Source organism: Phenylobacterium sp. (genome assembly GCF_036402295.1).
GTDB lineage: Bacteria > Pseudomonadota > Alphaproteobacteria > Caulobacterales > Caulobacteraceae > Phenylobacterium.
This window is the reverse complement of the sequence record NZ_DASWTE010000440.1, coordinates 1-11,576: the sequence shown is the minus strand read 5'-3', so window position 1 is coordinate 11,576 and position 11,576 is coordinate 1. Positions and strand designations below refer to the sequence as shown.

At 69.7% G+C, this 11,576-nt stretch carries 8 protein-coding genes and 1 pseudogene; 5 read left to right on the top strand and 4 right to left on the bottom strand.

Annotated elements, in window-relative coordinates:
- Nucleotides 1-923: glucuronate isomerase (locus tag VGD44_RS25185; protein WP_331091303.1), on the bottom strand; the 923-nt coding region annotated here is incomplete at its 3' end.
- 225 nt (nt 924-1,148) lie between these two features.
- On the opposite strand from VGD44_RS25185, the gene VGD44_RS25180 reads away from it, so the two are divergent.
- Both VGD44_RS25180 and VGD44_RS25175 read left to right on the top strand, forming a co-directional pair.
- Complete coding sequence (locus tag VGD44_RS25180; protein ID WP_331091301.1) at nt 1,149-1,991, top strand: 2-keto-4-pentenoate hydratase; 843 nt, start codon at nt 1,149-1,151, stop codon at nt 1,989-1,991.
- 2 nt (nt 1,992-1,993) lie between these two features.
- Nucleotides 1,994-3,286 (top strand): MFS transporter, encoded by a 1,293-nt coding sequence (locus VGD44_RS25175; protein ID WP_331091299.1) that lies wholly within the window; start codon nt 1,994-1,996, stop codon nt 3,284-3,286.
- Between the two features lie 147 nt (nt 3,287-3,433).
- Here VGD44_RS25175 and VGD44_RS25170 read toward each other — a convergent pair whose 3' ends face one another.
- Entirely contained in the window at nt 3,434-5,452 is a 2,019-nt protein-coding gene (locus VGD44_RS25170; protein ID WP_331091297.1) for a redoxin domain-containing protein, read from the bottom strand.
- Between the two features lie 134 nt (nt 5,453-5,586).
- Between VGD44_RS25170 and VGD44_RS25165 the strand changes: the two genes are divergently transcribed.
- Together VGD44_RS25165 and VGD44_RS25160 are read left to right on the top strand one after the other, a co-directional pair.
- The gene (locus VGD44_RS25165; protein WP_331091295.1) at nt 5,587-6,177 is read left to right on the top strand and encodes a TetR/AcrR family transcriptional regulator; all 591 of its coding nucleotides are present in this window, start codon (nt 5,587-5,589) and stop codon (nt 6,175-6,177) included.
- A gap of 64 nt (nt 6,178-6,241) precedes the next feature.
- Complete coding sequence (locus VGD44_RS25160) at nt 6,242-6,760, top strand: SgcJ/EcaC family oxidoreductase (RefSeq protein ID WP_331091293.1); 519 nt, start codon at nt 6,242-6,244, stop codon at nt 6,758-6,760.
- A gap of 265 nt (nt 6,761-7,025) precedes the next feature.
- On the opposite strand, the gene VGD44_RS25155 is transcribed toward VGD44_RS25160, so the two are convergent.
- Complete coding sequence (locus VGD44_RS25155; RefSeq protein ID WP_331091291.1) at nt 7,026-8,072, bottom strand: LacI family DNA-binding transcriptional regulator; 1,047 nt, start codon at nt 8,070-8,072, stop codon at nt 7,026-7,028.
- A 166-nt stretch (nt 8,073-8,238) separates the two neighbouring features.
- Between VGD44_RS25155 and VGD44_RS25150 the strand changes: the two genes are divergently transcribed.
- A complete protein-coding gene (locus VGD44_RS25150) occupies nt 8,239-9,678 on the top strand; it encodes a mannitol dehydrogenase family protein (protein ID WP_331091289.1) in 1,440 nt (479 codons plus the stop codon).
- Between the two features lie 126 nt (nt 9,679-9,804).
- Here VGD44_RS25150 and VGD44_RS26570 read toward each other — a convergent pair.
- Nucleotides 9,805-10,668 (bottom strand): annotated as a pseudogene (locus tag VGD44_RS26570) (serine hydrolase domain-containing protein); the annotation flags it as partial.
- Nucleotides 10,669-11,576: the final 908 nt, after the last annotated feature.

Sequence of the window (11,576 nt, the reverse complement as noted above, 5' to 3'; positions counted from 1 at the left end):
GGGTGGATCTGCATGACCAGCCCGTCGTCCAGGCTCATCTTGGCCATCTCGGTCAGCATCTGGGCGCGGAACAGCTCGGCGTCGGCCGGCATGAAGACGCCGTCCAGCACCTTCCGGAACAGCGCCTCGGCCTGGGCCTCGCTGAGGTCGGCGGTCTGGGCGCTCGGGTGGCCGTGGTCGGTGGACGTGGCGCCCATTTCCGTGAAGGCCGCACGGCGGAGGCGGTGCGCCTCGAGGTAGCCCTTCCAAGACCGGACGTCCTGCCCGGTCATCTCACCGAACCGCTCGATCTCGCTCGTGAAGTCCTCGTGCTCGGGGTCCACCACCGGGTCGGGACGGTAGGCCGTGACCACCCGGCCCTTCCAGCCCGAGGCGCGCATCGCCTTGTGGTGCTTCAGCGGGTCGGTCGGCGACTCCGTGGTCGCCAGGAGCTCGATGTTGAACCGCTCGAACAGCGCCCGCGGCCGGAAGCCCGGCGTCGCCAGCGCCGCGTTGATGCGGTCGAAGTAGAGGTCGGCGGTCGAAGCATCGAGCGCCACGTCAAATCCGAACACCTCGGCGAACACGTGGCCCAGCCACATGGCCGAGGGCGTGCCCCGGAACAGGTGCTGGTTCGCCGCGAAGATGCGCCAGGCCGCGCGGGGATCGGCGCTCGACGGTCCCTTGCGCGACGGCACGCCCAGCGCCTCCAGCGGAACGCCCTGCGAATAGAGCATTCGGTAGAGGTAGTGGTCGGGGGCCAGCAAGAGCTCGGCTGCATTGGCGAACGGCGCGTCGCCGGCGAACCACTCGGGATCGGTGTGGCCATGCGGGCTGATGATCGGCAGCGCTTTCACCTCGGCGTACAGCCGGCGCGCGATCGCCCGCGTCGCGGGCTCGGCGGGGAACAGCCGGTCCGGGTTCAGCGCCAGGGGCCTTGTCATCGGCCGTTTCCTCCTCGTTGCCCGTTAGGTAACCGGTGTCATTCCGGGGCGCAAGCCAATTGCGACGGCCCTCCCCGACTATCCCATGACCGCCTGAAAGTCGCGCCCAACGCAAATTGACACCGGTTACCTAATGCCACAATGTGCGCTCGACCCGGCCGCACCGCGGCCCAACGACAAGCGCCGCGCGCCCGTATCCGAGGACCGGCCGGAGGACGACAACCCGTGACCGTATCCGCGGCCAAGCCCGCGAGCGCGTTTGACCCGGCCAGGATTGCGCGCCAGTTCGTCGACGCGCGCCGGGCCGCGCGCGCCCTCCCCGGCTTCCCGGGCGAGCTGCCAGCCGGCATGGCCGAGGGCTATCGCGTCCAGGAGGCCGCCATCGCGCTGTGGCCCGAGCCCGTGGTGGGCTGGAAGGTGGGACGCATCGCGCCCGAGATGCAGGCCGAACTGCAGGCCGAGCGCGTCATGGGCCCGGTGTTCGCCGGCCACGTCTGGGCGGCCGATCCAGCCAACCCCACGCCGCTGCCGGTGATTCCCGGGGGCTTCGCCGCCGTCGAGGCGGAGTACATCTACCGCATGGGACGCGACGCGCCGGCCGACAAGCTCGAGTGGACCCCCGAGGAGACCCTCGCCTACGTCGACGAGCTGCTTGTGGGCGTGGAGTTCGCCGCGAGCCCGCTCGCCACCATCAACGTGCTGGGCCCCCGCGTGGTGGCCTCCGACTTCGGCAACAACGCCGGCCTGATCCTCGGCCGCGTCGTGCCGGCCTGGCGCGAGCGGCCGGACGAGGTCCCGCCCTGCCACGCCTGGGTCGATGGCCAGCTGGTGGGCGAAGGCTCGCCCGACTCGATCCCCGGCGGCCCGCCCGCCTCGCTCGCATTCCTGATGGCCGCCTGCGCGGCGCGCGGCCGCCCGCTCAAGGCCGGCCAGCTGGTGACCACCGGCGCGGCCAGCGGCATCCACGACATCGAGGCCGGACAAGCGGCCCGCATCACCTTCGGCGACCTGGAGGAGATCCGCTGCATCGCGGTCCCCGCCCAGCCGGCCGAAGGTCGGGAGGAATAGACATGACCACCGCCCCAGGGCGCACGGGCTCGGGCGCCGAGGCGTCGCACGCCGCCACCGGCCACTACCGCTGGATCGTCGTGGCCCTGCTCTTCACGGCCATGGTGATCAACTACGTCGACCGCCAGGCGCTGGGGCTGCTGAAGGCCGATCTCACCGCCGAGTTCGGCTGGAGCGAGACCGACTATGCCGACCTGATCTTCTGGTTCCAGTGCGCCTACGCCATCGCCTACCTGGCCTGGGGCCGGATCATCGACCGCATCGGCTCCCGCTTCGGCTTCGGCATTGCCTTCGCGATCTGGCAGGTCGGCCACATGGCGACCGCGGCCGCAACCTCGTTCGGGGGTTTCATCGCTTCGCGCGTGGTGCTGGGCCTGGGCGAAGGCGGCGCTTTCCCCGCGGGCATCAAGTCGGTGGCCGAGTGGTTTCCCAAGAAGGAACGGGCCCTGGCGACCGGCCTCTTCAACGCCGGCACCAATATCGGCGCCATCGTCACGCCGCTGCTGATCCCAGCCCTCACCCTGGCCTTCGGCTGGCAGATGACCTTCATCATCACCGGCCTGATGGGGCTGATCTGGCTGCCGATCTGGGTGCTGGTCTACCGCCGTCCGCGCGAGCATTCGAAGGTCTCGGCGGCCGAGCTCGCCCACATCGAGAGCGACCCGGCCGACCCGGTGGACAAGGTCCCGTGGACCAGGCTGCTCGGCTACCGCGAGACCTGGGCCTATGCGATCGGCAAGTTCCTGATCGACCCCATCTGGTGGATGTTCCTGTTCTGGCTGCCCGACTTCCTGGGCAAGCGCCACGGCCTCGACCTGAAGACCTTCGGCCCGCCCCTGGTGGCCATCTACCTCTTGTCCGACGTGGGCAGCGTGGGCGGCGGCTGGCTCTCGTCGCGGTTCATGAAGATGGGCTGGTCGATCAACCGGGCGCGGAAGACCACCATGCTGATCTGCGCCCTGCTGGCGGTCCCGGTGGCCGGCGCGTCGCTGGCGTCCAACCTCTGGGTGGCGGTGCTGATCATCGGCGTCGCCACGGCCGCCCACCAGGGCTTCTCGGCCAACCTCTACACCCTGCCCAGCGACGTGTTCCCGCGCTCGGCCGTGGGCTCGGTCATCGGCATCGGCGGCATGCTGGGCGCCGTGGGCGGCATGGTGTTCTCGAAGTACATCGGCGGCGTGCTGGAGGACCTCGGCACCTACACCCCGATCTTCATCGTCGCCGCCTCGGCCTACCTCCTGGCCCTCCTGGTCGTGCACATCCTGACGCCCAGGATGGAGCCGGTGAAGCTCTGAGCGGCGCTGGCGGGTCAGCGCCAACAGAATTCAACCGCGGAAGCCGCGGAAAGAGCGCGGAAGATCAGAGGCCGCTTCCGCGCATTTCCGCGTTTTCCGCGGTTCCGCGATAGCGCCTGCGGCGCGCTGCGAGAAGCCTGCCCTGTCCTACTGCCCGCCCGGGACCCCGCCCGCCGGGGTCGGCGCACCGCCGGCGGTGGGCATGCCACCGCCGCGCCGCCGCGGCATCAGCTTCAGCGCCGCGTCCAGCTCCTTCCGGTCGACGCCGCCATCTTTGTTGGCGTCGATCATGGCGAAGTACTTGTTCAGGTTCTCGCCCAGGTTCCCCTTCAGCTCGGCTTGCGTGAGCTTGCCGCTCAGATCGTCGTCCATGACGCCCATCATCATGCCGGCCTGCATCAGCTTGTCGTTCTCGGGCTTCTGGTTCGCCACCGTCTCGTCCGTCCAGCGGTAGTGGAGGTAGAGCGCGAGCATCTCCTCGGACGACTGCTCGCCCCAGGTGACCCGCTTTGTCGGGTCCGGGTTGGACGGGTTGCGGGTCGAGTTGTCGAAGGTCCAGCGGGTGACCACCTTCGAGCCCGGCGGAACCTTCAGCGGGTCCTTCAGGAAGTACTCATACTGCCACTCGAACTCGTAGCGCGGCAGCGACAGCAGCCGCTGCTCCTTGCCGTCCGGATAGATCACCGACACCTGCACCGAGCCGCCGCGGTGGTGGGCGTGCGGCGTCAGGCCGTACAGCACCATCTCCTTGGGCACGTCGATGTAGGCGCTCTCCTGGTGCCACTCCTCGCCCGGCGGGATCACCAGCGAGAAGTCGAAGATTCCGAACGTGCGCAGGACGTATTTCGGCTCCTGGCCCTTGGGGAAGAAGTAGATCCCCATCTGGGTCTTCTCGACCGTCTCCTTGCCATAGGGCGTGTAGTGGTTCTGGAACGCGATCCCGCCCGACGGCGGCACCCAGGTGCCGGTGTCCTTCGGCGAGATGTTCGAGCCGCGGCCGGGGCCGTAGCCGCCCAGCGAGGCGCCCCACTGCGATTCCGAGGCCGTGGCGCCGGGCTTCTGCTCGCCCTCGACCACGCCGGTCAGGATGTGGTGCACCACCTGGCGGTCGGTGACGCGGAAGGTGGTGGCGCGCATCCAGCGGCCTTCGGTCAGCACGCTGGGCACCACCGGGCGCTGGTATTCCATGACGCCGGTGGCCGGGATCTTCGCCTCGGGGATTTCGACGATCACATCGGGCTTGCCCAGCGGCCAGTCCGGCGCGCCGAACTTCACCTTCGTCAGCGGGTCCTCGCCCTTGCCGCGCGGCGCGCCGGCCTCCACCCAGTGGACCAGGGTCTTCATCTGCGCCGAGGTCAGCCGGTCGTCGTCGGCGAACGCGCCCACTGTCGGGTCGGCCAGGTAGGGCGGCATGCGGTGGGTGCGGATGACCTCGCGGATCATCGGCGAGAAGCCCTTCACCTGCTCGTAGCTGTTCAGCGGCATCGGCCCGATCCCGCCCGGCTGGTGGCAGGTGGCGCACTTCTTCTCGATGATCGGCGCGATGGTCTTGGAGTAGCTGATCTTCTGGTGCGCCTTGCCCCGTTCGGGGAAGGCGATGGCCCCGCCGGTCGCGGCGCGGACCGTCAGCGCCGGCTTCTGCCCGGCCACCAGGGCGTCCAGCGCGGCGCCCGCGCCGTCCACCGGCCCGCGGTAGGCGACCGTCCAGGTCTTCGGGTCGACAACGATGATCTCGGCCGCGCGGGTGACGTTCAGCCCTTCGCCGATCAGCTGGTCGTAGTCGAACAGGATGGGCATGGTGATGCCCAGCGCCTTGGCCTCAGGCGCGACCTTCTCGCGGGTCTCGCCCAGCTTCGAGGCCAGCATCATCACCTCGACGCCCTTGGCCTTGTAGGCCGCTTTCAGCGCCTCGTAGCTCGCGGCCTCCTTGCGCACCGTCGCGTCGCCGCTGGCGTAGGTGATCAGCACCACCGCCTTGGCGTCGCCCATCCGGTAGAGCTGCCGGGCCAGGTAGTGCTGGTCGGGCAGGACGAAGTCGTCGACCGCCTGGGCCGCAGGCGCCTGCGCCACCGCCCCAGTCGCCATCGTGAGGCTGACGACGCCCAACGCGGCCGTGCCCAGCAAGGCGGCCAAGCCAGCCCGCTTCACATTGCTCGAGATGGTCATAGGCGCCGTCCTCCCAGCCTAATCCTCGCTGTGCTCCGCGCCCGGACCCATGTAGGCCTCTTCGCGCACGCGGCTTGACGCCGCCGTTGAGCACTTACGATATACACTGGATCATAACGGACCGCAGCCCTTCGATGTCAATCGCCCTCGACGCCCGGATCGTCCGCACCCGCCAGGCGCTGCGTCAGGCGATGATCGACCTGGCGGCGGAAAGCCCCCTCGAGACGATCACCGTGCGCGCCATCGCCGCCCGCGCCGGCGTCGGCTACGCCACCTTCTTCCGGCACTACGTGGACAAGGAAGCGCTGCTCGCCGACGTGGCCGACATGCTCACTGGCGCCTTCCTGCAGCAGGTGCGGCCGCTGCTGCGCCAGAAGGACCGCCGCGGCGCCGCGCGCGAACTGTGCGCGTTCGTCGAGGCCAACCTGCCGATCCACCAGGCCCTGATCGCGGGCGGCTCCGGCGAGACGGTGCGGGCGGGCATGCTGCGCCAGACGCTGGAGACCGTCGGCCGCGCCCGCTCCTCGCCGTCGCACGAGCCGCTGGACGAGCTCCTGCTGTTCCACCTGACCTCGGCGATCCTGAACCTCCTGGCTTGGTGGCTCCGCAACCTCGACCGCGTCGACGCGGACACCATGGCCGAGATCATCGAGCGCACGGTGCTGACCCCAGTCGGCGCGATCCGTCGCCAGCCGCCGGGCGGGTTCGGGGAAACTACGGAATAGCCGCCTCCCGCCCCCGCCGCGCCAGTGATAGCGTCGCTCTGGTCCCAGGCGACGAGAGGCTGAGATGTCACAGGGCCTGATGGTGCGCGCCGCATCTCTCGCAGTCTGCTGGCTGCTGCTGACCGCGGCTTCCCCCGCCGACACGCCGAAGTCCGGGGAACGGGCCGAGGACCGGGCGCAGATCGCCCGGCTGCTCGCCGATTGGGAAACCGCCTGGAACACCCACGACATGCGCCGGTTGGCTGCACTCTTCCAGGAGGACGCTGTGTGGGTACTCTGGACGGGCGACGTCTGGACCGGACGAGCCCGCTTCGAGGCCGGCATGACCGAAGTGCACAAGACGGTCTACCGGAACAGCGTCCAGCGCGAACACCTGGAGGAACTGAGGTTCGTCGGGCCCGACGCGGCCGTGCTCCGCTTCCAGAGCACGCTGACGGGCGACACGCGCTTCCCCGACCGCACCGTCCGCAGCCGCAAGATCCTGGTGCTCACGCGCGCCGACGGCGCCTGGCGGATCGGCTGGGGCCAGAACACGCGCTTCGCCGCCGACATGCAGCTGCCGCCAAGCGCAGCGCCGCGCTAGCTGCCTCCGCGGCCTCTAACGGCACGTCGGCGGCCCTTCGGGAGGAGTGGGGAGCTGCCCCCATCCCCCTCCCGGTCGTCATCCCCGGGCTTGTCGCGGTGCCCCATCCCTCGACGGCGCGGGAGCGGGCCGCGCCCGGCGGCCCGCCGCAGGAACTGGCGGCGGTTGAAGCATGGATCCCCGGGATAAGCCCGGGGATGACGAGCGAAAGGGGGAGGTGCGGGGTCCGAGCGACCGCCTTCGGTCGGAAGAGGCTCCCAGCCCCTCACCCCGGCGGCGGCGCCGTCGATTCCCGCACCACCAGCGACGGCAGGCGGCTCTTCGGGTCGCGAGTGTCGTCCTCCCGGCCCATCAGGCGCTCGACCGCCAGCCGGCCAATCTCCCGCGTCGGCGTGCGCACGGTCGTCAGCGTCGGCCACAGGCGCGAGGCGATCTGGAAGTCGTCGAAGCCCACCACCGAGACGTCCTCCGGCACGCGGACGCCGAGCTGCCGGGCGGCCTGCAGCACGCCGGCGGCCATCTCGTCGTTGCCGGCGAAGATCGCGGTCGGCCGCTCGGCCATGGAGAGCAGCGCACGGCCCGCCTCCACGCCCGAGTCGTAGGTGTAGGCGCCCTCGAACACATAGGCCTTCGCCAGGGACAGCCCCCGCTCGTTCAGCGCCTCCTCGAAGCCCGAGCGGCGCTCGTGCGACGAGCGGAAGGTGGGCGGGCCCGACACGAACGCGATCCGTTTGTGGCCCAGTTCAGCCAGGTGCGCCGCGGCCTCGCGCCCGCCCAGCCGGTCGCGCGTCTCGATCATGTGCTCGGGCCTGTCGAGGCTCACCGAGGCCACGCGCACATACCCGCAGCCGATCTCGGCCATCAGCTGGGCGGCGCGCTCGTCCTCCGACACCGACGGCGTCAGCACCACGCCGAACAGCCGCTGGCGCTCCACGAAGCTGCCCAGATCATCCAGGAACGTGGGGCTGGTGCGGTCGCAGGGGTGCACGACCAGCTCGAAACCCGAGCCGCGCATGCCGTCCAGCAGGCCCAGCTGCATGTTCACGACGTACTGTGGATTGGGGTTGTCGTAGACGAGGCCGATCAGAAACGCGCGGCCATAGGCCAGCCCGCGCGCCTGCGGGTCGGGCGCATAGCCCAGCTCGGCGATGACGGCCTCGATCCGCTCGCGCGTGTCGTCGCGGACGAACGGCGAGGCGTTGATCACCCGCGACACGGTCTTCTTCGACACGCCCGCCAGGCGCGCGATGTCGTTGATGGTCGGGCGGCGCCGAAGCCCCTCGGTATCATCGGGCGCGCGCGACTTGCTCATCGGGGACTTCACGGGGGCTGGGACCGATCCTTCAGGCCGAATGAAGTTATTCATATCCCCTGACCCGGGCCGGCCCGCAACCACTAGCCTTCGCCTTGCCGCCCTCGCCTTGCGAAATGAGTGACACCGGTTACCATCTTCGGATGACTCCGCCTGGTCTCCCGCGTTGACGCACCTGTCCGACGAGACGCTGGCGCACGTGCGCCCGCCGGTGCGCGTGCCGCCCTACGACCGGGCGACCCTGCAGATCGGCGTGGTGCACTTCGGTCCCGGCGCGTTCCACCGCGCCCACCAGGCCTGGTACTTCGACCGCATGCTGGCTGAGCGGCCCGACATGGCCGTCTGTGCGGTGTCGTTGCGCACGCCCGACGTCCGCGACGCGCTGGCGCCTCAGGACGGGCTCTACACGCTGGTCGAGAAGGAAGCGCAGCCCGCGGTGCAGGTGATCGGCTCGATCCTGCAGGTGCTGGTGGCGCCCGAGGACCCCGGCCTCGTGTTCCGCCGTCTGCTCGAGGCCCGTTACGTCACCGCGACGGTCACCGAGAAGGGCTACTGCCTGACCTCCAGCGGCGAACTCGACCTTGACCACCCCGACATCCGCCGCGACCTCGCCCGACGCGAACAGCCGACCAGCCTGATCGGCTGGATCACCGAGGCCCTCTCCCAGCGCCAGCGCCACGACCTGCCCCCCTTCACGACGATCAGCTGCGACAACCTCTCGGACAACGGCGCCAAGCTGCGCCGCGCGGTGATCCGCTTTGCCGAGGCGCGCGGCGAGCGCGACCTCGCGCGCTGGATCGAGGCCGCCGCGCGCTTCCCCTGCAGCATGGTCGACTCGATCACACCGGCCACCGACGACGGCCTGCGCCGCCAGGCGGCCGCGGCGCTTGGCCTGGATGACGCCTGGCCCGTCCAGCGCGAGCGGTTCGTGCAGTGGGTGGTGGAGGACGAACTGGGCGACGACGCCGACCTCTTCCGCGCGGCCGGCGTCACCGTGGCGCGCGAGGTGGCGCCGTTCGAACGGGCGAAGCTGCGGCTGCTTAACGGCGCCCACTCCACCCTCGCCTACGTGGGCTTGGGGCTCGGCTGCGAGACGGTCTCGGCGGCGATGGCCGACGAACGGCTGGCCGGCTTCGTGGAACGGATGATGCGCCAGGACGTGGCCGCGAGCCTGGACGCGCCCGAGCTCGACGTCCCCGATTATATCGGCCAGATCCTCGTCCGCTTCCGCAACCCGGCCATCGTCCACAAGCTCTCGCAGATCGCCTGGGACGGCTCGCAGAAGCTGCGCTTCCGCCTGCTCGAGACCGCCACGGAAGCGCTCGCGGCGGGCCGGCCAGTCGACCGCCTCGCCGTGGGCGTCGCGGCCTGGATGCGCTTCGTGGTCCGCCAGACCCGGGCCGGCGCCCAGATCGTGGATCCCTTTGCCGATGGGCTGGCGGCAGTCGCGCGGAACTGCGCGGATGGCCCGGACGACGTCGATCGGTTCCTGGCCCTGTCGGAGGTTATCCCGCCGGCGCTGGCCACCGACGAGCGCTTCCGCGGCGCCGTGGCCCGGGCCTACGCCACCCTGCAGGCGGACCCGGCCACGGTGCTCCGGCCTTAGTCCCGCGAGGGACGCGAGACTAAGATGCCGGGTCGGTCGGAGGGCGCGCACCAAGGTCCGGAGGAGCGCGACGGTCTCGGCCTCAGCGTCGCCGTCACTCGGCTGGCGCCACGCGCTCTGGATTACCGCAACCACCTGCTCGGTCGGATTGATGTAGATGCGCTGGCCGAAGGCGCCCAGGGCCAGGAACGCTCCGGCGTGGAGGCCGCCCGCGAACGGCGCGCCCGGCAGGGCCCACCAGTGGTAGCCGTACCCCGTCGGACTGCCGACCATAAGTCGACCGAACGCGGTCGCCGCGCAGTCGGGCTGGCCGGCGAGATCGCGCCAGCCTGTCGGCAGGACCCGCCGACCGTTGAAAGCCTCGCCATCTTCCAGCACCAGCAGGCCGAAGCGGCCGACGTCGCGCAGGCGGGCGCTGACACCCATCCCACCCAGCTCCAGACCATCCTCGGATTCCAGTTGCCAGAGCCCGTCGGCCTCCATGCCGGCCGGTCCCCAGACGGTCTGCGCGAAATAGTCGGCCAGCGGGCGGCCGGTGGCCGCCGCGACCACGGCGCCGAGCAGGAAGCTCTCGCCGGTCGAATAGTTGAAGACGGCGCCTTGCGGCGCAACACGCGGCAAGGTGCTCAGGAGGTCCAGGATGGCGCCTGGCCGCCGACTCGCCATGGCCTGGCCCAGTCGCCTTACGTCGCTACCGTTGGAATTGTCGCCCTCGTCCCAGGCCACGCCCGAAGCCATCCGCAGCAGATTGCGGACTGTCACGTCCTCGTAGGCAGAACCGCGCAGTTGCGGCAGGTAGAGGTCGCAACCATCGTCCAGGCTGCCGATCGCGCCCTCGTGGAGCGCGGCGCCGACGAGCGTCGCGGTCATCGACTTCGCCGTCGAAAAGCTCGTCCAGCGGGTCTCCGGGCCGCTGCCCAAGCCGTAGCGCTCCAGCGCGATCTCGCCGTTCTTCAGGATCAGGAACCCGGCCGCCCGCCGCCGCGCCATGAAGTCGTCGACGCCGACCATCACATCCCCCACGGCGAAGGCCTGGTCTGCGAGCGGCCGGTCGTGGGGCGGCAGCGCCCGCACCGCGTCGCCTCGCCGGATCACCCGATGCGGCCAGATCTGGTCCTGGTTGCGGAAGGTCGCCGCCTGGTTCTCGGGGGTCGTCTTCATGATGTTCCAAACCGCCCGCTCCGGCTTGGCGGCGCCCGCGTCCACGCCGCCGCCTTCCTCGTTATGCCCCCTGGCCATGCAAGGTCCTCCCGTTGAGCGGGCGCCAAATCGCGCCGGGTGGAGGAGCTTTCAACGCAAGTTAAGTTGGCTTGCCGCAGCCGCTTCGGGCTGGCACCGTTGCGCCCTGGTCAGCTTCCTGGAAGGACGTCGTCGCAAGTCGTTTCACCGGCATGGAACAACACCATTAAGTCGTCGAGCGGCTGCGCCGCACGCGAGCCAGGTCCCGAACAAGTCCCGAAAACCGGAAAATCAACGAAGAGGGTCGACTGCCCGTGAAAACGTGATTTTCAACGTTTTCAATACCTTGCAACCGGTCGAAGCCCTCTGAAACCCCCTGCTACAACCCTAGGACCATCTTGGCCATGATGTTGTGCCAGCGCGAAGTTTCAGAACATCTATCTGATCTCACTCGAGTTTTTGCCTCGCAACATCAAGCTTGACCATTGCTAGGTCACAAATAGGTCGCAAGGCGCGTGGTTTGTCCATGCGATTTCAAGCCGTCGCGTTGGGCCCGGCAGGACTCACATTCCCGAGGGGACTTGGCGTCCTGAGGGGCAAAATACCAGCAAGCGTACCAGCGGGGTTCTCCGCCACTACAGTCGGTTTCTGCCAGTAGCGCCGCGTTTCAGGGAATGGCGGTCCGCCCTCGGACTACCGCCGCACGCGAGACTCGGCGG